At 62.5% G+C, this 20,497-nt stretch carries 23 protein-coding genes; 10 read left to right on the plus strand and 13 right to left on the minus strand.

The window, feature by feature from the left end:
* The 5 genes from sat to VJX68_RS14775 form a co-directional block, all read right to left on the minus strand.
* Positions 1-855: hypothetical protein (sat, locus tag VJX68_RS14755; RefSeq protein WP_332843437.1), on the minus strand; the 855-nt coding region annotated here is incomplete at its 3' end.
* Positions 852-1,400 carry an adenylyl-sulfate kinase gene (gene cysC / locus VJX68_RS14760; RefSeq protein WP_324096476.1) on the minus strand — a complete coding sequence of 183 codons (549 nt, stop codon included), beginning with the start codon at positions 1,398-1,400 and terminating at the stop codon, positions 852-854. The genes sat and cysC, both read right to left, overlap by 4 nt.
* 113 nt (positions 1,401-1,513) lie before the next feature.
* Positions 1,514-2,197 carry an HAD family hydrolase gene (locus tag VJX68_RS14765; protein ID WP_324096477.1) on the minus strand — a complete coding sequence of 228 codons (684 nt, stop codon included), beginning with the start codon at positions 2,195-2,197 and terminating at the stop codon, positions 1,514-1,516.
* Positions 2,197-2,802 (minus strand): hypothetical protein, encoded by a 606-nt coding sequence (locus VJX68_RS14770; RefSeq protein WP_324096478.1) that lies wholly within the window; start codon positions 2,800-2,802, stop codon positions 2,197-2,199. The genes VJX68_RS14765 and VJX68_RS14770 overlap by 1 nt, the downstream gene beginning before the upstream one ends.
* A 10-nt stretch (positions 2,803-2,812) precedes the next feature.
* Complete coding sequence (locus VJX68_RS14775; RefSeq protein WP_324096553.1) at positions 2,813-3,655, minus strand: HesA/MoeB/ThiF family protein; 843 nt, start codon at positions 3,653-3,655, stop codon at positions 2,813-2,815.
* 321 nt (positions 3,656-3,976) lie between these two features.
* On the opposite strand from VJX68_RS14775, the gene VJX68_RS14780 reads away from it, so the two are divergent.
* Positions 3,977-5,137 carry a hypothetical protein gene (locus VJX68_RS14780; RefSeq protein WP_324096479.1) on the plus strand — a complete coding sequence of 387 codons (1,161 nt, stop codon included), beginning with the start codon at positions 3,977-3,979 and terminating at the stop codon, positions 5,135-5,137.
* On the opposite strand, the gene VJX68_RS14785 is transcribed toward VJX68_RS14780, so the two are convergent.
* From VJX68_RS14785 to VJX68_RS14800, 4 genes are all read right to left on the minus strand, one after another.
* Positions 5,138-6,148, minus strand: a complete 1,011-nt coding sequence (locus tag VJX68_RS14785) for an aspartate-semialdehyde dehydrogenase (protein ID WP_324096480.1) — start codon at positions 6,146-6,148, stop codon at positions 5,138-5,140.
* A gap of 51 nt (positions 6,149-6,199) precedes the next feature.
* On the minus strand, positions 6,200-6,841 hold the full coding sequence (locus VJX68_RS14790) for an alpha/beta hydrolase (protein ID WP_324096481.1): 642 nt from the start codon (positions 6,839-6,841) through the stop codon (positions 6,200-6,202).
* Positions 6,842-6,868: 27 nt separating this feature from the next.
* On the minus strand, positions 6,869-7,144 hold the full coding sequence (locus tag VJX68_RS14795; RefSeq protein WP_324096482.1) for a hypothetical protein: 276 nt from the start codon (positions 7,142-7,144) through the stop codon (positions 6,869-6,871).
* Positions 7,145-7,216: 72 nt separating this feature from the next.
* Entirely contained in the window at positions 7,217-7,978 is a 762-nt protein-coding gene (locus VJX68_RS14800) for an RNA methyltransferase (protein WP_324096483.1), read from the minus strand.
* Between the two features lie 187 nt (positions 7,979-8,165).
* Between VJX68_RS14800 and VJX68_RS14805 the strand changes: the two genes are divergently transcribed.
* The 8 genes from VJX68_RS14805 to VJX68_RS14840 all read left to right on the plus strand — a co-directional run bounded on the left by VJX68_RS14805 (position 8,166) and on the right by VJX68_RS14840 (position 14,575).
* Positions 8,166-8,822 (plus strand): metallophosphoesterase, encoded by a 657-nt coding sequence (locus VJX68_RS14805; protein ID WP_324096484.1) that lies wholly within the window; start codon positions 8,166-8,168, stop codon positions 8,820-8,822.
* A 1-nt stretch (position 8,823) separates the two neighbouring features.
* Positions 8,824-8,952, plus strand: coding sequence for a hypothetical protein (locus VJX68_RS14810; RefSeq protein WP_324096485.1), 129 nt, complete (start codon positions 8,824-8,826; stop codon positions 8,950-8,952).
* Positions 8,953-9,057: 105 nt separating this feature from the next.
* Entirely contained in the window at positions 9,058-9,933 is an 876-nt protein-coding gene (locus VJX68_RS14815; RefSeq protein ID WP_324096486.1) for a VOC family protein, read from the plus strand.
* A 17-nt stretch (positions 9,934-9,950) separates the two neighbouring features.
* A complete protein-coding gene (locus VJX68_RS14820; protein ID WP_324096487.1) occupies positions 9,951-10,691 on the plus strand; it encodes a class I SAM-dependent methyltransferase in 741 nt (246 codons plus the stop codon).
* A gap of 19 nt (positions 10,692-10,710) precedes the next feature.
* Positions 10,711-11,427, plus strand: a complete 717-nt coding sequence (locus VJX68_RS14825) for an HAD-IA family hydrolase (protein ID WP_324096488.1) — start codon at positions 10,711-10,713, stop codon at positions 11,425-11,427.
* Positions 11,428-11,502: 75 nt separating this feature from the next.
* Positions 11,503-13,893: a tetratricopeptide repeat protein gene (locus tag VJX68_RS14830; protein WP_324096489.1), complete on the plus strand. Its 2,391-nt coding sequence runs from the start codon at positions 11,503-11,505 to the stop codon at positions 13,891-13,893.
* 7 nt (positions 13,894-13,900) lie between these two features.
* Entirely contained in the window at positions 13,901-14,305 is a 405-nt protein-coding gene (mce, locus tag VJX68_RS14835) for a methylmalonyl-CoA epimerase (protein WP_324096490.1), read from the plus strand.
* A 15-nt stretch (positions 14,306-14,320) separates the two neighbouring features.
* Complete coding sequence (locus VJX68_RS14840; RefSeq protein WP_324096491.1) at positions 14,321-14,575, plus strand: FmdB family zinc ribbon protein; 255 nt, start codon at positions 14,321-14,323, stop codon at positions 14,573-14,575.
* 24 nt (positions 14,576-14,599) lie between these two features.
* Here VJX68_RS14840 and VJX68_RS14845 read toward each other — a convergent pair whose 3' ends face one another.
* Both VJX68_RS14845 and VJX68_RS14850 read right to left on the minus strand, forming a co-directional pair.
* Positions 14,600-15,766: a M20 family metallopeptidase gene (locus VJX68_RS14845; protein WP_324096492.1), complete on the minus strand. Its 1,167-nt coding sequence runs from the start codon at positions 15,764-15,766 to the stop codon at positions 14,600-14,602.
* 225 nt (positions 15,767-15,991) lie between these two features.
* The gene (locus tag VJX68_RS14850) at positions 15,992-16,867 is read right to left on the minus strand and encodes a TIGR03620 family F420-dependent LLM class oxidoreductase (protein WP_324096493.1); all 876 of its coding nucleotides are present in this window, start codon (positions 16,865-16,867) and stop codon (positions 15,992-15,994) included.
* 307 nt (positions 16,868-17,174) lie between these two features.
* On the opposite strand from VJX68_RS14850, the gene VJX68_RS14855 reads away from it, so the two are divergent.
* Entirely contained in the window at positions 17,175-18,362 is a 1,188-nt protein-coding gene (locus tag VJX68_RS14855) for a VWA domain-containing protein (RefSeq protein WP_324096494.1), read from the plus strand.
* A 17-nt stretch (positions 18,363-18,379) separates the two neighbouring features.
* Here VJX68_RS14855 and VJX68_RS14860 read toward each other — a convergent pair whose 3' ends face one another.
* Both VJX68_RS14860 and moeB read right to left on the minus strand, forming a co-directional pair.
* Positions 18,380-19,081: a histidine phosphatase family protein gene (locus VJX68_RS14860; protein WP_324096495.1), complete on the minus strand. Its 702-nt coding sequence runs from the start codon at positions 19,079-19,081 to the stop codon at positions 18,380-18,382.
* 114 nt (positions 19,082-19,195) lie between these two features.
* Complete coding sequence (moeB, locus tag VJX68_RS14865; RefSeq protein ID WP_324096496.1) at positions 19,196-20,431, minus strand: molybdopterin-synthase adenylyltransferase MoeB; 1,236 nt, start codon at positions 20,429-20,431, stop codon at positions 19,196-19,198.
* Positions 20,432-20,497 lie beyond the last annotated feature (66 nt).

Genomic DNA, 20,497 nt, shown 5'->3' on the forward strand with positions numbered 1-20,497 from the left:
GTAGTTGCGCCGGATAATCGCGTGCAGAATGGCCTCGCGCGGTCCGCCGTAGCGCATGTGCGCCGGGAACACGCCGATCATCGCGCGGTCTTTCGGGTAGTAGGCGTCGAGCAGCACCTTGTAGGTTTCCATCCTGACCACGGCCGGCACGTCGTCGCCCTTGGTCTCTCCCACCAGCGGGTGAATCATCAAGCCGTCGCAAATTTCGAGCGCGGCTTTCTGGATATACTCGTGCGCGCGATGGGTCGGGTTGCGCGTCTGGAACGCGACGATCTTTTTCCAGCCGCGCTCGCGAAACGCAGCGCGCGTCTGCCGCGGCTCGCGCGGAAATTCCAGGAACGTGCGCCCCGGTATGTCTTCGATCAGCGTGACCTGGCCCGCGAGGCAGTACGGCGGCATCGAGGTGACGTTCTTCGCCCCCGGATGCGCGTCCTCGGCGGTGCCGAACACGTTTTGCGCTTCGCTTTTGCGATCGACTTGGTAAATTTCCGCAAGCTTCAGAATCGCCAGCCGCCGGCCGTCTTCGGTCGCGAGCGCGATATCCTGTCCGGCTTTCAGTGATTTCGCGGTCGTTTCATCGACGCCGAGCGTGATTGGAATCGACCACGGCACTCCCGACGCAAGCCGCATCTCGTCGCGCGAGCGAATGTAGTCCGCCTCGCCCATGAAGCCGGTCAGGGGAGAGAACGCGCCCGACGCGAGCATCTCGAGATCGGCCAGGTCGCGCGCGTTGAGCGTAACGGCCGCGAGTTTCGCGCCGTGCGCCGCCAGCGCAGCGCGCTCGGAGACCGGCGCTTTCAGATCGACCAGCTCGCCGCCGCCATGAGCCGCGATTGCGTCGTCGCGCACGCTCATCGCCGTGCTCCATTGCCGATGTAGTTCAGTTCCTCGAGCCGCGCGAGCAACTTGGCCAGGCTCTGCGCGACGGTTTCGGTGCCGCTATCGACGACGAGTTCGGGCTTCAGCGGCTCTTCGTAGGGGTCCGAGACGCCAGTGAAAGATTTGATCTCGCCGGCCAGCGCCTTTTTGTAAAGCCCTTTCACGTCGCGCTCGACGAGTTTGTCGATCGTGCAGCGGACATAGACTTCGAAGAAGCGCTCATGATTGCGCCGCACCTCGTCGCGAATCTCGCGGTAGGGCGAAATCGCCGCTGAAATCGCGATCACCCCGTTGCGCGCCAGCAGATGGCACACATACCCGATGCGCCGGATGTTGATGTCGCGATCTTCTTTGGAAAAGCCAAGTCCCTTGGAAAGATTGGTGCGGACTTCGTCACCGTCGAGGATTTCTACGCGATGCGCCCGCTTGCGCAATTCTTCGGCAGCCAGATTCGCAAGCGTGGATTTCCCCGCCCCGGACAGGCCTGTAAACCACAAGGTAAAACCTTGATTCATCGGCAAAAACTGATGCTCCCTTAAGAATTAGATTACTTGGTGAACCTTGAAAATTACTTAATCTTATCGAAAGAAACAAGGCTGCCGGTGGTCCTGGAGTTGGGCGCCGATTGCCCTGTTCAGGCGCGCGCAGCCGGCAGGTTCAGGTGAATCGCGAGCGCCGCCGGCGAGCCGAAGATTTCTGCGGCGCCTGCCGCGAGCAACCGATCGCGCGCGACATCGGTGGCCGCGATTCCATAAAACCGCACGCCACAACTTTGCGCGGCCAGCAGGTCGGCTTCGCTGTCGCCGACAAACGCAGCCTGCGATCGATCGACGGAAAACAATTCGAGTGCGCGAATCAGCATGTCGGGCGCCGGCTTGAGTCCGAGCATCGTGTCGCGTCCGACGATTGCGTCGACGGAGGCGCCGCGGTTCCGGTCGAACCAGCGCTCGACCGTTCTCGACGAGTTGGAGGTCACGATCGCGACGGCGGCGCCCGTTTTTTTCAGCGCCGCGAGCGCTTCGATCGCTCCTTCCAGTGGTTGCGCGCGATCGACTCCTGCCAGCTCGATTTTCTCGATTATCTCCGAAGCGCGGCGCAGTCCTTCCGTGACCCGGGGTTGGCCGGTCTGCGCGAGCATGAGCGTGCGGTAGGCGTCGTAGAGCGGCAGATTGCCGCGCGGGATTCGTGCGAACAGTTGGTCAGGCGCGCCGATGGAGCGCAGGTAGGGTTCGAGCATGAGCCGGCCGCCGGCCCAATCGACCTCGGGCTCGAGCCGCGCGATCGTGTTGTCGAAATCGAACATCCAGAGCTTGTGCATCACGGATGAAGGCGAACCCTGGTTTGATAACCGTCGAACTCGATGGTCGCCCGCGATGGATTTTCCGCGTATCCAGCGATCAGCTTGAACGCCTCCGCCGTCGCGAGCATCGCGATAAAATCCGCAGCTTCCGAGCGGTTGCCCACTCCCGGACGCATCGACGCATCGACGGCTGGCGGGCTGGGCGAGCCAGCGGGGATGACGGCGATTATTCCCGGCGTGTCCAGGCGCGCGACCACCCACGCTCGCACGTCGCGATCGCTCACGAATTCATCTGCAACTTTGAGCGCCGCGTCACTCCCAACGATCAAGAGCGCCAAATCGACGCGGTCTTTCGACTCATCCGCGACGGTGACAGATGCGTCGGCGTTCAGTTCGCATGCCGCAGCGATCTTTTCAGTGAATCCGTCTTGGTCCCCGGGTAGTCGAACGCCGATCGCTCCGACTCCAGCGCCAACCAGGTAGGCGAGCGGCGCTTCGATATCGCGCGCATCGCCCGCCAGCAGCATCCGTGCGGCAAGCAAACGTTCCTGGCCGCGGCCGCCGACGCGCGGCACGATTATCTGGCGGCTGTAGCGTTCGATTTGCGCGTCAGTCAGGGTCATCGCGATTCCGTTACTTGCCCGGCGATTGCGACTCGCGCCGGCCGCGCGCATCGCTACTTTGCGGCTTCCACGCGCCGCAGCCGCACCCGGGGCGCGGACTAACCGCCGCAATCCGCACCCGGGCCGGGTCGGACGCGTCGTAGGTGAGAATTTTTCCTGAGAGCAAGAGCGTTTGCGCACGCAAGGCGCGCATCGCCTCCGCCGCCTGCAGTTCGCCGATCGCGCCCGCGACGGGACCGACGATCCCCGCCTCGCGACAACTCTGGGTTTCGTTGTCATCAGGCGGAGTCTCGAACACGCATCGGATGCACGCCGTCTCGCCCGGAATTACCGTCATCGCCTGCCCGGTCATCCCGACTACACCGCCATAGACGAACGGCGTCCGCGCGGCGATACACGTGTCGTTGATCAAAAATTTCGCGGCCGGGCTGTCAGTCGCGTCGATTACAAAGTCGTGTACTGCCACCAGAGGCGCCGCGTTGGACGCTTCGAGCGCAATCGGATGCCGTTCAACGTTGACCTCGGGGAACCGCTCGGCGAACCACCGCGCCGCCGCTTCAACCTTCGGCGTGCCGGTATCCCGGCTTCGATAGATCACCTGGCGAGCGAGATTCGACAGTTCGACGGGGTCGGGATCGATCAGCGTCAGCCGCTGCGCGCCGGCGCGCGCCAGTGCCCACAATGCGGGAACGCCGAGTCCCCCCAAGCCGACGATCAGTATTCGTTGTGTTGCCACTTCGTCGTGCTTCTCCCGCCCGTCGAGAGCCGCAACGCCATCAGTGCTTGTGGGAGCTGGTGAAAAATCCTGCGACGACGATAAAGCTGCAATCGCTAACAGTTGGCTGACGGTAATATGCGAGCGCGGGCGTTGTCAATCGACGAACCAATCGGTCAGGCGCCTGCCAGTTCACTTGCTACTCGCCTTGCATTTGTCTATGTTGCCGCAACATGCAGGGGCCTTTTGGGGGAACTAAATTCGCACGGCCGGACTGCGGATTTTGCGGATGAAATGCATAGGAGATCGACTATGACTTCTCGATGGGCGGGGCTGGCTATTGGACTGTTACTGGTGGTCGCAGGGCTGTCTCTCGGCGCGGCGGGATGCGATCCGTGCGGCGGGTGTTCTGGTCACGCCCAACCCAGTTCTTCGCCTACGCCTGCCCCCAATGCGTGCTTGCCGTCCAGTTCCATAGGGATACTGGTCCAGGGCAAGAACGCCACTGCCTATCTTCCACAGGGATGCTGGCAGGACGGGGGCTGCGGTGCTGGATCCCCCAGTGTTAAGGTCGTACCGATTGAAACCAAGAGTGGCATTGGCACCGGTGGTGCGCCGACTTCAATTACGACCGGGAACGTCCCAAACTCCTGCTCCTCAAACTCCACGACCGGCGAGACGGTATGCGTCGGCAACAACACCGACGTTTACCTCATTAACGGCACGACCCTTACCAGCACGTTGACCAGTGGCGCGACCTCCACCGAAGGTTTCACGGGCGGCACCTGCGAAAACTGCGGCGTGGTGGTGGATTCGTCAACCAACAAGGCATTGATCTCGATTGGCTTGGCAGTCGACGACTCATCGACAGGTGCTTACCAATTCCTCGACCTTGGCGGCACTCCCACCTTCGAAACACCGATTCCTGCCGGAGGGGATACTTCAGAAGACATTTCGATCGACCCCGTCCGCCACCTGGTGTTGTCGCCAAATGAGGCATCGAATTACCAGCTCGTTAACATCACCACCGCGACGCCGGCGCTGTTCAACAATCAACTTGAGGACGGGGAGTTCGACTCAGCAGGCGAAGACTGCACCACCGGCATCGCGCTGTCCACCATTGAATTTACCGGCGATCTCTTCATCGCCGATCTGACTCAGGCGGTATTCACGCCCGGAACGCCCGGCACTTGGACCGACACAGGCAGCCAGCTTGTGAACTTTCCCGAGTTTGACAGCCTCGCCGCCGGCACCTGCGGGATTGCTGTCGCACCCGGCACGCACCTTGCCATTGTGACCGGTGAGTATGGCGGCAGCCTGGAGGGCGTCGTCGAGCTGCCGGCCACTTCGGGGAGCGGAACGCCCGCCTTTGTCGACTACGTGGCGTTCACCGTGCCCAGCCCCCCGGCCCCCGAGGAAGGTTGGTCGGAGGGTTACGATCCACATACGGTGACGGCTTATGTCAGCCCCAACAGCAATAAAGCATACGCTGTGTTGGAGAATGCCGACTTCAGCTACCTGGCCATCGTCGATCTTCAGGGGCTGCTGAGCGCGCCGCGAACGGGTCACACGGTGAACAACCCGCTGCCGACCGGCCTGGTGACTTTCGTAGCGGAGTAACTAGCGGCCGCCGACAAGCAGTTCCGCGATCTGAACGCCGTTGAGCGCCGCGCCCTTGCGCAACTGGTCGCCCACCACCCAGAAGTTCAGCGCGTTCGGGCAGCTCAGGTCTTCGCGGATTCGCCCGACGAAGCAGTCGTCCTGTCCCTCGACGATGATCGGCATCGGGTAGCGATTGTGCGCGGGATCGTCGAACAGCCGAATCCCCGGGAAGCGCGCAAATGCCTCGCGCGCGTCGGCCGCTGCGACTTTCGTCTCGGTCTCCGCGTTGACGGAAATCGAATGCGCCGTGAACACCGGCACCCGCACCGTGGTCGGCGAAATCAACAATTCCGGCTGCTCGAGGATCTTCCTGATCTCGTTGACCAGCTTGATTTCCTCGCCCGTGTATCCGCCCTCGACAAATTTGTCGATATGCGGAATCAGGTTGAACGCAATCTGATGCTGAAAAAATTTCGCCTTGATTGCCTCGCCCTTCGACCACGCCATCGTCTGCTCGCGCAGCTCCGCGACGCCATTGACGCCCGCGCCGGATACCGCCTGGAAACTCGTTGCCACGACGCGCCTGAGACGCCCCAGGTCATGGATCGGCTTGAGCGGCATCACGGTGACGATCGTCGTGCAATTTGGACACGCCACGATGCCCTTGTGACGACGCGCGGCGGCGGGGTTGATCTCGGGCACCACCAGCGGAACGTCCGGGTCCATTCGAAATGCGCTCGACTTGTCCACGACGATCGCGCCCGCCTTGACCGCGATCGGTGCGAACTCGCGCGACTGCGCCGAGCCCGCCGAGAACAGCGCGATGTCAATTCCCTTGAACGAGTCGGCGTCGAGCCGCCCCACCGTTATCGACTCGCCCGCGAACGTCACGGTCTTTCCCGCCGATCGCTCCGACGCATACGCGCGCAGCTCGCGAATCGGGAACTTGCGCTGCTCGAGAATTTTGAGCGTGGTCTGACCGACCGCGCCCGTTGCACCCACCACCGCGATTCGTTGTCCGCTGGCCATTTTTCGATTGTATAGTGAAGTTGTTGTTCGAGTGAACAGCCGCTTCAGGTTTCAGGTCTTTTGCAATAGCCAGTCGCTAACCAGTTCGAACACTTCGCCGTGCGCCAATCCGTGTCCGACGCCGGGTAAAATCTTGAGCGTCTTGGGCTCGCCGGCGCGATCGTAAAGTGCCTGCGAACTTTCGTGCGAAAGAATCGTGTCCGCCCCGCCATGAATCAGCAGGAGCGGCTTGGGCGCCAGCTCGCCCGCCACGTGCGCGCCCGCGAGCTGACTCGACAGCGCGATCACGGTGGTGACGATTGGGCTGAGCGTTCCCGCGTTGATCGCGACCGCGCCGCCAAACGAATGCCCCATAAGTGCGATGCGCTCGTGGCCAATCCCGCCCAGGAACGTCAGCGCCGCCATCGCATCGACCAGGCATTCGCCGAACTCGCTGGGCGCACGATAATCCAGCCGCGCAATCGTGAGCCCGCGCCTGGGCATCTCCAGCCCGAGGCGCGGATACAGCATCGAGGGACCGTCGAATCCGCCGATCGCGCCGCTGACGCATAGCACCGCGCGCCCCTTCTCCGGCGCCGAATGCAGCACCAGCGCAATCGAGCCGCGCGTCGTCGCGATCGTCACCCTGCGGGCGCCCGCGATCTCGTCGCCCGGCTCGACGCCGGTGATTCTCAGAGTCAGTCCTTCGTCCATCGGTTGGGATCGTGCGCCGGCCGCTGCCTATCGCGACCGAATCGAGGCCGGCCCGTCCAGTCCAGCGTCGGTCGTCTCGCCGAGCATTCGCATTCCGTAGCGAATCAGCGCCACCAGCCGTTCGACCCGCGTCAACAGTTCGCCCTGCTCGCCGCGCGGCGCGTCGGCCAGCTCGGCGGCGACGGCGGCCAGATTCTCGCGCATCAGTTGCACCGCGCGCTCCAGGTTTTCGCGCTCGGGCGCTGGCACGCGGGCTTTGCGCCGCGCCGCCTGGATCTCCGCAAAATCGATTATCTCGGCCATTGATGCTTCACGCTGCGCGCGAGCTATCGCGATTATCGCTTATCGCGGCCGCGCGTGGAAACCACGAGAGAGTCACCTTAATTTCTTGCCCGCGCGCCGCTTCTCCGCGAGCGTCCGATGCCCACCCTCGGCGACCCATCGCATCTGGCGCGCCATGCCGTTGAGAATCTCGACCTCGCGCGCCGTCAATCCACTCCGTCCGAGAATCTCGCGGATCGCGAACATGATATGGTCCGGGTTGTCGTCGGGAATAAAACCGATCGAGACCAGCGCCTCCTCCATCCGCGCCAGCATCGGGTCGCTGATCGCCGCGGCGACGAAATGCGGCGCGCGGGCGGCTTCGATTTCCGCCGCCATCATCAGCTCGTACGCGACGACTACCACCGCCTGCGCCAGGTTGAGCGACGGATATTCGGGTGCGGTTGGGATTGTGATCAACCGATTACAGAGCTTGAGCTCGCGATTAGTCAGCCCGCGATCTTCGCGGCCGAAGACGATCGCGATTTTGTTCGAGCCGGCAATGGCGTCGAGTTCCGCCGCCGCCGCGCGCAGCGGATACGCCCGGCTGCGATAGCCGCCGCGGCGGCCGGTCGTGCCGACCGCGACCGAGCAATCCGCCAGCGCAGCCGCCAGATCGGGATAGACCGTCGCGCGCGCCAGGACGTCATCGGCATGCACCGCCATCGCGGCCGCCTCGCGACTCTTCAACGTGCCGGGTGCGACCAGGCGAAGATCGTCGAAGCCCATGTTCTTGAGCGCTCGCGCCGCCGCGCCGATATTGCCGGCCGATTGCGGCCTGAACAGCACGAACGCGAATTTCTCCCGCGAAGCCATCTTTTCATTTAATCGTAGCCTCTAAGGAATGCGAAACCGCCGGAGCCAGCCTCGCACCTCTTCGCCTTCACCCTTCTAACAGGGCGAAGCCCGCATCTTTCTCATTACTAGGGTGCAGGGGCTGGCCCCTGCCCAAGGAAGCGTGAAACCCACGGTGGGTTTCACTACAATTAAGTGTATTCCTCCGATGAAAATAATTTCCTTCGGCGACGTTCACATGGCGACCCGCAATCTGGACCGGATGGGCGAGGTGATGCGCGATTGCGACTTGATAATCCTGTCCGGCGATCTCACCAACTTCGGCGGCGCCGACGACGCGCGCAAGGTCCTCGCCGACGTCCGCCGCGCATGTCCCGCCGTGCTCGCGCTGTCGGGCAATCTCGACCGGCGCGAGGTGATCCCGTTCCTCGAACACGCCGGCGTCGCGCTGCATGGCAAGGGGCTCGTCAAGGGAGGAGTGGGGATCTTCGGATGCGGCGGCTCGAATGTCACGCCATTCGGCACGCCGACCGAGCTCAGCGAAGACGAAATCTATGCGACGCTGCGCGCCGGTTATGACTTCGTGCGCGACGTGCGGCCGCTCCTGATGGTTTGTCATGCGCCTCCGTTCGACACCAAATGCGATCGAATCCGGAGCGGCCAGCCGGTCGGCAGCACTGCGGCGCGCCAGTTCATCGAGGAAGTGAAGCCCGAAGTTTGCATCTCGGGGCACGTTCACGAATCTGCCGGCGCCGATCAAATCGGTCCGACCAGGATTTTCAACGCAGGCCCGTTCAAGGGCGGCGGCTACGTAGTTGTACGGGCCCGCGACGGGCGGCTTGACGCGAGGCTCGAATTTCTTTGACGTGCCGGCATTGTCGCGCGTGGATCAATCGCTGCGCATTTACGCCGGAAAAATCGCCAACGCATGGCCGCTGGTGCTGCGCAACTCGATCCGGCTACTGTGGCGCTTCCGGCGCGGACGCGCGCGTTAAGTAGGGCGGGAGATTGTTCGGGGGCGGAATAAAACAACGCAGCTGCTCCGCACCGCGTGGCTTTCGTTGTTTGCACATTTTTGTCGAAGGGAGAATTGCTTGCGCATGGATGCGACTGGCGATGTTCGGATGAGGTTCGATCACGTATCGATCGCGGTGAAGTCCATCGACCGCGCCTACGAATTCTTCGCGAAATATTTTCCAGTCCAGTTGCGCACCGCGAAAATGATCGACGAGCAGGTCAGCGGGTCGTTCTACTGGCAGGATTTCCACCTTGGCGGATTCGTGGTCGAGCTGATCGAGGACATCCCGGGCAAGTCCGGCTTCGTCACCAAGTTCATCGACAAGCATGGCGAGGGGATGCATCATTTGTCGATCGAGACCGACAACCTGGATGCGATGGTGGCCGGGCTCAAGGCCGCAGGCGTGCGGGTCGTCGACGAGCAAAAATACGATTCAGGCGCTGCGACCGCGTTCATCTCGCCGCGCTCCGCCTTCGGCGCGCTGATCCAGTTCTGGCACACCCCGAATTGGGAACAGGCCCATCCCAAGCCGGCGCCCGACGGGCTGGCCCACTTCGATCACGTCTCGATCGCGGTCAAGGACATCAACGCGGCCTACGATTTTTTCATGCGCAACTTTCCCGGCACGAAAGTTACCCACGAGCCTCACCTCAGCAATTCCTCGGGCAACTTCGCCCTTGGCCATCTCGAGGTCGCCGGCTTCAAGCTCGAATTCATCGCGAGCCCGCCGCACAAAGTCCAGAACGACTTCGTCGGCAAGTTCATCGCGCGCTACGGCGAGGGGATGCATCATATTTCGATCGACCTCAAGGATTTCGACGCCACCTGCGAGCGGCTCAAACGCGACGGCGTCCGGGTGGTGGACGAAAGACGCAACTGGCGCGGCGAGCGCCAATACTTCATCTCGCCGCAGTCGGCATTCGGCGTGCTGATCCAGGTCTGGGACGGCCTGCAATAGCAGGGGCCAGCACGATAATGAGCGATTGGTACAATGACGATGCGTTCTGGGAAACATTCCAGAGCTACATGTTCACGCCCGAGCGAATCGAGTTTGCTCGCGTCGAAGTCGATGGGATGACCGGGCTGCTCGGGATCCAGAGCGGAGCGAAAATCCTCGATCTCTGCTGCGGAGCCGGACGGCATTCGCTTGAATTCGCGCGGCGCGGATTCGACGTCACCGGCGTCGACCGCACGCGTGCCTACCTGGACAAAGCTCGCAGTATCGCCGCAACCGAGCGACTCAGCATCGCGTTCGTCGAAGCGGACATGCGTGAGTTTGTGCGGCCGGACACCTTCGACGCCGCGATCAACTTCTTCACCGCGTTCGGGTACTTCGACGATCCTGCTGATGATCTTAAAGTCGCGCGCAATCTGTGCACATCGCTCAAATCGGGCGGCCGCTTGCTGCTCGATGTGAACGGCAAGGAAACCCTCGCCGCAAAATTTCGCGCGCGCGATTGGAGCAGGCGCGGCGATGCGATCGTGCTCGAGGAGCGCCGCCTGCTCGACGGTTGGAAGCGAATCGAAAGCAAATGGACCTGGATTCGCGGCGACGAACGGCGTGAATCGACGCTGACGCTGCGCCTCTACTCGGGCGCGGAGTTGGAAAGCATACTGCGCGAAGCGGGATTCGCCAAGGTCGAATTGTACGGACGGTTGAAAGGGACACCCTACGACGAAACCGCCGACAGACTGATCGCCATCGCTACGCGCTGAGCGTACGATTAAAACACGTATGATCCTTGCCGCATTCTTCGACGCCGCCGGCACGCTGTTCGAACCGCGCGAGCCCGTCGGACGCACCTACGCTCGCCTCGCGCGGCAATTCGGCCTCGACGCCTCCGAGGACGCCGTCGCCGCCGGTTTTCGCCGCGCCTTCGGTGCGGCGCCCGCGCTGGCCTTCGGACCCGGACATGGGCCCGGCGAGCTGCGACGCCTGGAGCGGGAATGGTGGCGTCGCCGCGTGGGCGAAACGTTCGCACCGATGGGCACATTCTCCGACTTCGACGCTTACTTCGACGCGCTGTTTGCCCACTTCGCCGATCCCGATCATTGGATTGCGGATCGTGAAGCGGCGCCGATGCTGCAACGTCTAAAGAACGATGGACTCAAACTGGGCGTGATCTCGAACTTCGACTACCGCTTGTATCGAATTCTCGACGGCCTCGATCTGACCCGTTACTTCGATTCGATCACGATTTCCTCTGAAGCCGGCTATGCCAAGCCCCGGCGCGAGGTGTACCAGACCGCCCTGGCACGCGCCGGCGCCGCGGCGCACGGCGCGATGCATATCGGCGACTCGGAGCATCTCGATTTCGCGCCGGCTGCGGCCATCGGGATGGCTGCCGTCCTGATCGATCGCGGCAATCAGCAGGCCGCGCCATCGATCGCGGCCCGCACCGCCCGAATTTGTTCGCTTGCCAGCGTCCCAGAGGTTGCGCAAGTATTCTGACTCACTTGACGTTATCGCGCCGTTATTCTTATCTAAGGCGACAATTTTCCGGGGAACAGTATTTTGGGGAGAAAAATGAACCGTATTTTTTCGCATCGCCTGATGGTGATGCTAACCGCATTTCTCACGCTCGCCTTCACCGCCGGCCTCGCCTGCGCGCAGAGTTCCGGACAGCTCGAGAGCGAGCTTGCGAGCCTCTCCGGCCAAATGTCCTCCGCCGAGGCCAACGCCTCGACTGCCGACCAGGTGATCGCCCGCCTCGACAACGCCGAGGGAACCTTCGCCAAGCTCACGTCGAGCGGCAAGGTGGACAAGGGCGCGCTGATACCGCTCTACCGCCAGCTCGAATCGATGCTCGATCGGATGAACACGGTCTATTCGAAGAAAAAGGACGATTGCATCGCGCAGATCGACAACGGCGGGCAATGCGACTACGACCAACCCGAACAGTTGGCATTGAAAGCCGCATATCCGCTTGCCTGGCTGCGGTTCACGGCTGCGACCACGCTGTTCGACGACAACGCCGAGCAATCGAAGAAACTGCTCAACGAGGCGATCGACGGCTTCACCGCCAGCACGCTGGCGATGCCCGATCCCAACCTGATACGCGAAAATACGCTCGGCCGCGCCTACTGCGAACGCGAGTTGGGCAAGTTCGATCACGCCGAATACGACCACGCGATCGCCGACTTCAAGAAAATAATGGATGACGGCAGCGGCACGCAGCAATACGCCGCGTCGCGCGAGGGACTCTCCACGACCTACGCCAAGATGGGCAAGGCTGACGAGGCCGCGAAGATGCTTCCGGTTGGTGGCGGCGCGCAAACCGGGTCCGGCCAGTTCATGCTTCAGTTGCAGACCCTGTTCAGCGCCGAACGAGCCACCAGCGACCCCGCCAAGAAGGCCGCCTATCACAAGCAGATCGTCGACGCGATGAAGTCCAAGGAAAACGACAAGGAAGGATGGGCGGTCGATGTATCGGCGGCGTCCAGGTTTCCAACCAACGTAGTCGAGGAATTCGGCAACTCGAGCGATCCGTTCGAGAAATGGTTGCTCGCCGCGGTCCTGCTCTCGCGCAAGGATGAGGCCAACGCGGCCAAGTACTATGCCGAGGCGGGCGCCAGCGGAAAATATCCCAAGGCCTACAAGTTCGCCATCGACATCTATCTGCGGGAGAAGCGCTACGACCAGGTCGAGGCGATGCTGAGCAAGATCGCGTCGGGCGGCGGCGGCGACGCGCAATGGGCTGCGTACGTGAAGTTCAGCCTCGCGCATAGCCGATGGGAGCAGGGCGGTTCGAAGGATACGGCGCTCGAAGATCAGTGGGTGAAAGACGCGCAGGACTACGTGCAGAAAGATCCCAATGGCGAGCACGCCGCCGAGATGCGCGTGCAGCTCGCCGATCGCCTGCAGCGGCAGAATAAATACGTCGAGGCCGCCCAGTTGTATTCCCAGGTCAAGGGCGACCCCGAATTCACCTTCACCGCCAAGTTCAAGGCCGCGGAGTGCTACTACGCGGAGCTCCAGGGCGCCAGCGCCAAGGATAACAAGGGCCCCAAGATCGATACCGAGTCGGTCAGAAAACTGGCGCTCGAAAACCTCAACGAGGCAATCAAGATGGGTCCCGCCGCGGAGAGCACTGCTTCCGGACCTCGCAAGAAAGCGGTTCATGAGATTCGCGGCGAGGCGATCTACACGCTGGCCAGAATCCTGGAAGACGACCCGGAAAAGGTCGACTACGCGCAGGTCGCAACGCTCCTTGCCGGCTACGAATCGCAATACCCGAGCATGAACGCGAAGTTCCAGGATGTGGCCGAATGGCGCATCGCGGCGCTCGACCATCTCGGCCGGTACGACGAGGTTAACAGCGATGTCGCCGCGATTGTCGAACGCAGTAAGGGCAACATCGCCAAGGGCGATTTCATCAAGGAACTTGGAATCGACTTCTGGAAGACCGCACAGGAAGCCAAGGCCAGCAACAATCAGACGGCATATAAGAAAAACGCGATGTTGACCGCCACCGCGTACAAATTTTTCGCAGACATGGTGGCGTCGGGCAAAATCCCGGTCAAAAATCTGACCGGCACGCTGTCTATTTACGGCCAAGCGCTGCAAGCTACCGACCATGAGGGAGAGGCGGAAAAGGTTTATCAGGAGGTCGTGAAGGCCGACCCGGCATCGCCCGATGCTAACGCCGGACTGGCCCGTATCGCACAAGCCAAGAAAAACTGGAAGGACGCGGTGACGCTGTGGACCACCGTCGAGAGCACGGCGGCCGAGTCCGACATCCTGTGGTACGAGGCGAAGTACAACATCGCTGTGATATACAACGAGCAAGGCAATACCCAGGGTGCGTGCAGCAAGCTGGCGCAGACGCGCGCCGAGCATCCTACCCTGGGCTCGCCCGAGATGAAGACGCAGTGGGACGTAACGCAGCGCAAGCTATGCCTCGATAGGCAGCACTAGCGCGGCGATGCTCAAAAAGATTCATCACGTCGGCGTCGTCGTGCCGAGTCTCGACGCGGGCTTAAGATTCTGGCGCGACACGCTTGGCCTGCATCTCACCGCGAGCGCCACGATTGAGGAGCAGGGCGTCCGCGCCGCGTTGCTCAAAGCCGGCGACAGCGAGATCGAACTGCTCGAGCCGCTCGACGCCGGCAATGCCGTGGGCAAGTTCCTCGCGCGCCACGGCGGCGGTTTGCATCACGTATGCTTCCAGACCGACGACGTCGCGCGTGAGCTCGAAGCGGCGCGCGCCAAAGGAATCCAGCTAATCGATCAGAAGCCGCGCCGCGGCCTGGCAGGAATGATCTGCTTCCTGCATCCCAAGGCCACCCGCGGCGTGCTGGTTGAATACGCCCAGCCACCCGGCGAGTAGAGAGTGAAAAAAGACATGCCGATCTACGAATACCGATGCACCAAGTGCGACTGCTCGTTCGAGGCGTTCGTGCGCCCCGGCGACGGCGGCGCGCAGTGCCCGCTCTGTCACGGCTCGAAGCTCAAGCGCGAGCTGTCCACCTTCGCGGCGCGCGGCAGCAATGGCGACGGCGGCGCCGCAGTCGCGGCCGCGATGGCCAATTCCGGCGCGGCGAACGGCGGCGGATGCGGCGGGGGTGGATGCGGCGGAGGTGGATGCGGCTGCCACTAGCGCCGGGTTCGTTGCTCGCCCGGTTCAGCTCTCCTTGCGCGCTTCGAATTCCTTTTTTGCCGCGGCCAGTAATTCAGGCTCCGCGAGCAAATCGTACGCGGTCATCGCCATCGCCTTCGCCACCCGAATCATCGCATCGTAGCCGCGCTCTGAGTCGGCGCGCGCGACGAACGCGTCTTCGTGGCAATTGCCCTCGCCGTGGCGCGAGATCGCGAACGACGGATGAATCGCCGGCATCACATGACTGACGTCGCCCATGTCGGTGCTGCCGGTGGGCGTGTTTGCCGGGGCCTCGACAGATTTTGCGCCGAGCGCCTCGCTATGCGCGGCGTAACGATGCGCCATGCTGAGATTGTTGATCAGATTCTTGTAGCCGCCTTCGACAACGTGCTCGACGCGCGTCTCGGTCGCCATCGCGGCGCCCTCGGCGCATCTGATCACCCGCGCGCCGACTTCAATCGCGTAGCGGCTGGTCCTGGCGCGCGCTAAAAACAGGCACTCGGTGCGCTCCGGGATGATATTAACCGCCTGGCCGCCGTCGGTGATGATGCCGTGGACGCGCGAGCCGTCGCGCAGGTGCAGCCGCATCGCATCGACGCTCTGAAAGGTCTGGATCACCGCGGCCAATGCGCTCGAACCGTCCCACGGCGCCATCGCCGCGTGCGCGCCGCGGCCATGAAAAGTCAGCTTGAGATGCTGCGTGGCGAGCGCGGGCATCGTGCAGAATTCGGCGTCGGTGGGATGCGCCATCATGGCCGCATCGACGCCCCGCAACGCGCCGTTATTGATCAGGATTATTTTTCCGCCGCCGCCTTCCTCGGCCGGGGTGCCGAGAAAAACGACTCGCCCCGGCAGGTGGCTCGCGATGCTCTTCAAACCCGCGACGGCGCTGAGCGCGGCGCCGGCGATCAGGTTGTGGCCGCATGAATGACCATTGGGCAACGCGTCGTATTCGGCGAGGATTGCGACTGCGGGACCCCTGGCGCCGAACTCGGCGCGAAACGCAGTCTTGAGTCCACCGGCTTCGCGCTCGACCTCGAGACCCAATTCGGTAGCGGCTTTGCTCAGCAGGCCGGCGGCGAAATGCTCCTCGAATTTGAGCTCGGGATGCTCATGGATTTCGTGACTGAGCGCGACCGCTTGGTCGCGATAGGTATCGATCGCGCGGCAGATTTCAGCGTGAGCGTCCATCGGTGTGCTCCCCTCGATGCTGAGTAGCATTGTGAGTAGCACCGCGCGCGCAAATTATCCAAACTCCGCCCTTGCGCGCCGAATCAGGGGCGGACGCGGGTCAGCGGCTGCGTCAACATTTCCGGCACCAGCTCTCCCTTCTCGACATCATCCGATCCGCTGATTCGCGCCCTCGTGACGCTCGCAGTCTATCGGCTTCTCAAGCCCGTGATGGCGGCTGATTGCTCACTTCGGAGCCAGGGCCTCCAACGCTCGTTCGTCCGGAACGAAGGCCCCATCGGACCGTAGCGGGAGGATGCAAACGTGTGTCGCTCCGGCCCTGTAGTGCGCCGCGATTCGCTCGCGTATTGTGTCCTCCGACCCCCACGCCACGATCGCGTCCACCACTCTGTCGCTCAACGTCTCGCCAAAATCTCTCTCTTCAAACCCGAAGGCCAGCAAGTTCTTCTTGTAGGCAGAACCTGGCAGGCGCAGATACATATTCATGTAGTTACGCGCCACCGTCCGCGCTTTCAACGCATCGGTCTCCAGCATCACGGCCTGCTCCGCGCAAAGCCACCGGTCCGGACCGATCTGTTTTCTGGCCCACGCGGTATGTTCCGGCGGGACGAAGTACGAGTGCGTGCCGTGAGTCTCCGCAGCGGCAAGCCGCAGCATCCTGGGTAGTATAGCTGCGAGCAGGATCGGCGGATCTTCCTTCGGCGCCGGCGCAGCATGAGGTGTCAGGTGCATTTTCTTGAGGTACTCGCTCATGAAGGTGTACGGCTTCTCCCATGGGATTCCGCGATAGATGTTCCCGGCCTCGCCGCTGACGCCCAGTCCGAGGATGTACCGCCCCTCGAACAGCTCAGCCAGCGTTCGGCCGGCGCGAATCGTTGCCGACGGCTCGCGCATGAAGACATTGGCGATGCCAGAGGCCACCGCAAGAGAGTCGGTGCTGCGGAGCAGAAAGCCAGCGTGAGTGAATGTCTCACGCCCGGCTCCTTCTGTGATCCAGAGTACGGAGTAGCCAAGGCGTTCCACCTTGCGCGCGAATCGCGCAGTCTCCGCTCCATTCATGCCGTCGAGGAAAACGAACGCGCCTGTCGTTTGCAGATTCATATGGAACTCCTGGAGCTGCCTTGCTTCAGAAGGCCGTCGAGCCTGCCTGCCGCCGTGCTTCACGGCGTGGCTCGGCCACCTGGCTATCGGCCAAGGCCAATCGTAAGCTTCGCGGATTGCTGACTCAAATTCCATGAATTCGCCCGGCAGGCGCGGCCGCTGAAACTTTGCCGGCGCGAATTCGTCCAGGAGGTGAGAGCATCGGGAACGCAAGAGCCCGGAAAAACTGACCGGCTTGCCCAACGCAGGAGCAAATAGGATCATTACATACGAACGCGCGCCGCTTCGGCGCAGCGCTGGCATCGCGATGACAACGACAACCATTCCGGGTACAGGACGCAGCTTGATTTCCGCGCTTACGGCCGCGGTGATTGGACTGGCGATCGCGATTGGCGGATTCGCGCCCGCCGCGGCGCAGCAGGGCTCGTCGATTCCTGCGCCGATCGTGATACCCGGCAGTCAGGGCAAGGAAACCTCGACCCTCGAGCTGCCGTCGATGCCGGCGAAACAGGGCGGCGACTCGCTCAACATCCCGCCGCAGGTTCCGCAAACCGGCCAGGAGCTGGTACTGCCGATGCGCGAGTTGCGCCAGCAACCGGGCTACGAACAGGTCACGGTGACCGTGACCGAACCGAGCGGCAGCTACGTCACCGGGCTGCAAAAAGAAGATTTCAAACTCTACATGGACGGGCTGCAGCGCCCGATAGAATTCTTTCGCCAGGACCTGAACACTCCCGTCTCGGTCGGCATCCTGGTGGACACGTCGGGCAGCATGACGCCCAAAATTCCGCAGGCGCGCGCCGCGATCGCACAGTTCCTGCGCGATCTGAACGACAAGGACGACGTGTTTCTGTTCGCGTTTTCCAGCCATCCGTTCCTGCTCCAGCCGTTCACGACCAATCACGATCTCGTGATGCGCCGGCTCGCATTGCTGCATGCTTACGGACAGACCGCTTTGTTCGACGTGATCATGCAGGGGCTGCAAATGGTGCAACGCGGCCGCTACGACAAAAAAGCGCTGCTCGTAGTCACCGACGGAATGGACAACACCAGCGCCGCGACGGTGAATGACGTCGTTGCCCAGGCGCGGCGAATGGGTGTGCTGGTGTACTCGATCGGAATCGGCGATCCTTCCGGTTCCGGAATTGGCCTCTCGATCGGACCATTCGTGGTCGGCGGCGGCGATGAGAGCGAGCACGTTGACGCTGAGACCCTGCACACTCTTTCGACCGAATCCGGCGCCAGGACGTACATCATCCGCCAGGCCGGGGACGGAGAGGCTCTGCGTCGCGCGTGCGAGAACATCAGTCTCGAGCTGCGTGAGCAATACACAATAGGATTTCTCGCGCCCGATCCCACCGCGGGCGGATACCGCAGCCTGAAAGTGGACGTTCCCGGCAAATCAGGAGCGGACGTTCGCGTCCGCAAGGGAATCGAAGTCGGTGGGCGCTCGGCGCCGACCGGCCTCGATCCGTCGGTCGCCGGCGGACCCTGATCCATCCGGGTCGCCGCTCAAGGCGTCTGGCGCTTGTTCGATACAAATGGCGCGACAAATGCGCGATTCGGATCCGGCAACAGGTTCAGGAATTTCACTTCGGCGAAGTCGCCGATCAGCTGGAAACCCGAGAAGGCCGCGTTGTCCACGCGGATCCGCCGGAAGTGCGCGAGTTCGAGCCGCATGAAATAGCACAAAACGGTGCGGATGATATCGCCGTGCGAGACGAACAGGATCCGCCGGCCGCGGTTCGCTCCGACCGCACGGCGCACTGCCTCGACCCCTCGCGATTGCACCTGCGCGATCGTCTCGCCACCGGGAGTCGGCGCGTCCAGCGGATGATCGCGATAGTTCAGGTAATCGGCATCCTCGACCAAATCGTCGTACACCATCCCTTGCCATCGCCCGTATTGGACTTCGGACAGTTGTGGGTCCTCGGTAACCGGGATGCCGCCGACGCCGGCCGCGATTATCTCCGCCGTCTGCCGCGCACGCGCCAGCGGACTTGTGACGATCAACTCGGGCTTTATCAGGCGAGCGAAGGGAATTGCAGCTTGCACCTGCGCGCGTCCATGCTCATCGAGTTCGATTGGATTTTGGCCCATCACGCGGCCTTCGCGGTTCCATGCGGTCTCGCCGTGGCGCATCAAAAGCGCGATTCCTCTCATCCCGGGTGCCCCCTTCAGCTTATCCGCGACGTAAAACGGTCCCAGCGCCATCGAACTCGCCTCGCAGATGAAATTCAGCCCCCAAGAAAAGGCGGCGGGACCTCGCTCATGAGCGCCCGCCGCAATCAAACCAGATTTTCGACTGTGCTGACAGCCGCGTGATCGTTACCGCGCCGGCGCTGCCGCTTTCGTATGCGCGGTTTGTTCCGAATGCGCGGCTCCGTTGGCAGGCGCACCCAGGCCGCAGAACGCTTCGTAATCGATAAGCGTGGTTTGGCTGGGATGCTCGCTGCAGACGGGGCACTTCGGATCTTTGCGGATCTTCAGAACTCGCACGTAGTCCTTGTCCGACAGCGTGTCGAAGTAAACCAGCTTGCCGATGAGCGAAGAACCCGCGCCAATTATCAACTTGATCGCCTCGAGCGCTTCGATCGATCCGATCAATCCCGGCAGCGCGCCGAGCACGCCGGCTTCCGCGCACGACGGCGCCATTCCCGGCGGCGCCGGCTCGGGATACAGGCATCGATAGCAGGGTCCGCCTTTGGCCGGGTAGAAAACCGTCGCGTTGCCTTCGAAGCGGAAAATCGCGCCGTCCACCAGCGGCTTCTTTGAGAATACGCACGCGTCGTTGATCAAATATCGAGTCGGGAAATTGTCACCGCAGTTCACGACCACGTCGTAGTCCTTGATGATGTCCATCGCGTTCCCGGAGGTAAGCCGCAGGTCGTGACGAATCACCCTGATGCCCGGATTCAGCGCGTTGATTTGCTTTTGTGCCGACTCGGTCTTTGGCATCCCGACGCGATCGGTCGTGTGGATGATCTGCCGCTGAAGATTGGACAGATCGACCACGTCGAAATCCACCAGGCCGATCGTGCCGACTCCCGCCGCCGCGAGGTACAGCGCCGACGGCGAGCCGAGCGCGCCCGCGCCAAGCACCAGCACCCTGGCGTCGAGCAGTTTTGCCTGTCCCTTCTCGCCGACCTCGGGAATTGCGAAATGGCGCGAATAGCGGGTCAGCTCCCCGGCCGTGAACGCGCGATCCGCCACCCACGGCAAGCCGCGATCCTTCCACGCGCTGAAACCGCCCGTCATGTTGTACACGTTTTCATAACCGAGCTCGCGCATCGTTCGCGCCGCCAGGATCGAGCGCGTGCCCGACGCGCACTGCACAATGACCGGCGTCTTGCGGTCGGGGACGCGCTCCTCGATTCTGAGTTCCAGGAAACCGCGGGGAATCGCGACCGCTTGCGCAATGTGCCCCTGCCGCCACTCGTCGCTTTCGCGCACGTCGAGCAGCACGGTGCCGGGCTTTTCGATCATCCGGCGCGCTTCGTCGATATCGATCTGCTTAATTGTTGCGCGTGCTTCGTCGAGGATATCCTTCGAAGTTTTCGCCATAAATTTATCCGTTCAGCCCGCCGGCGGAGTCAGCTCCGTGCTCACACCGGCAATGACGGCAACGAA

This window comes from Binatus sp. (SeqCode) (assembly GCF_035272065.1).
GTDB lineage: Bacteria > Desulfobacterota > Binatia > Binatales > Binataceae > Binatus.

Coding starts and splice junctions, on each gene's coding strand:
- VJX68_RS14785 (WP_324096480.1), bottom strand. CDS start 6,148: ATGGCCAGCGGACAACGAATCGCGGTGGTGGGTGCAACGGGCGCGGTC.
- VJX68_RS14765 (WP_324096477.1), bottom strand. CDS start 2,197: ATGCACAAGCTCTGGATGTTCGATTTCGACAACACGATCGCGCGGCTC.
- VJX68_RS14830 (WP_324096489.1), top strand. CDS start 11,503: ATGAACCGTATTTTTTCGCATCGCCTGATGGTGATGCTAACCGCATTT.
- VJX68_RS14840 (WP_324096491.1), top strand. CDS start 14,321: ATGCCGATCTACGAATACCGATGCACCAAGTGCGACTGCTCGTTCGAG.
- moeB (WP_324096496.1), bottom strand. CDS start 20,431: ATGGCGAAAACTTCGAAGGATATCCTCGACGAAGCACGCGCAACAATT.
- VJX68_RS14850 (WP_324096493.1), bottom strand. CDS start 16,867: ATGAATCTGCAAACGACAGGCGCGTTCGTTTTCCTCGACGGCATGAAT.
- VJX68_RS14825 (WP_324096488.1), top strand. CDS start 10,711: ATGATCCTTGCCGCATTCTTCGACGCCGCCGGCACGCTGTTCGAACCG.
- VJX68_RS14800 (WP_324096483.1), bottom strand. CDS start 7,978: ATGGCTTCGCGGGAGAAATTCGCGTTCGTGCTGTTCAGGCCGCAATCG.
- VJX68_RS14790 (WP_324096481.1), bottom strand. CDS start 6,841: ATGGACGAAGGACTGACTCTGAGAATCACCGGCGTCGAGCCGGGCGAC.
- VJX68_RS14820 (WP_324096487.1), top strand. CDS start 9,951: ATGAGCGATTGGTACAATGACGATGCGTTCTGGGAAACATTCCAGAGC.
- VJX68_RS14815 (WP_324096486.1), top strand. CDS start 9,058: ATGGATGCGACTGGCGATGTTCGGATGAGGTTCGATCACGTATCGATC.
- VJX68_RS14845 (WP_324096492.1), bottom strand. CDS start 15,766: ATGGACGCTCACGCTGAAATCTGCCGCGCGATCGATACCTATCGCGAC.
- VJX68_RS14805 (WP_324096484.1), top strand. CDS start 8,166: ATGAAAATAATTTCCTTCGGCGACGTTCACATGGCGACCCGCAATCTG.
- mce (WP_324096490.1), top strand. CDS start 13,901: ATGCTCAAAAAGATTCATCACGTCGGCGTCGTCGTGCCGAGTCTCGAC.
- VJX68_RS14855 (WP_324096494.1), top strand. CDS start 17,175: ATGACAACGACAACCATTCCGGGTACAGGACGCAGCTTGATTTCCGCG.
- VJX68_RS14860 (WP_324096495.1), bottom strand. CDS start 19,081: ATGGCGCTGGGACCGTTTTACGTCGCGGATAAGCTGAAGGGGGCACCC.
- VJX68_RS14770 (WP_324096478.1), bottom strand. CDS start 2,802: ATGACCCTGACTGACGCGCAAATCGAACGCTACAGCCGCCAGATAATC.
- VJX68_RS14795 (WP_324096482.1), bottom strand. CDS start 7,144: ATGGCCGAGATAATCGATTTTGCGGAGATCCAGGCGGCGCGGCGCAAA.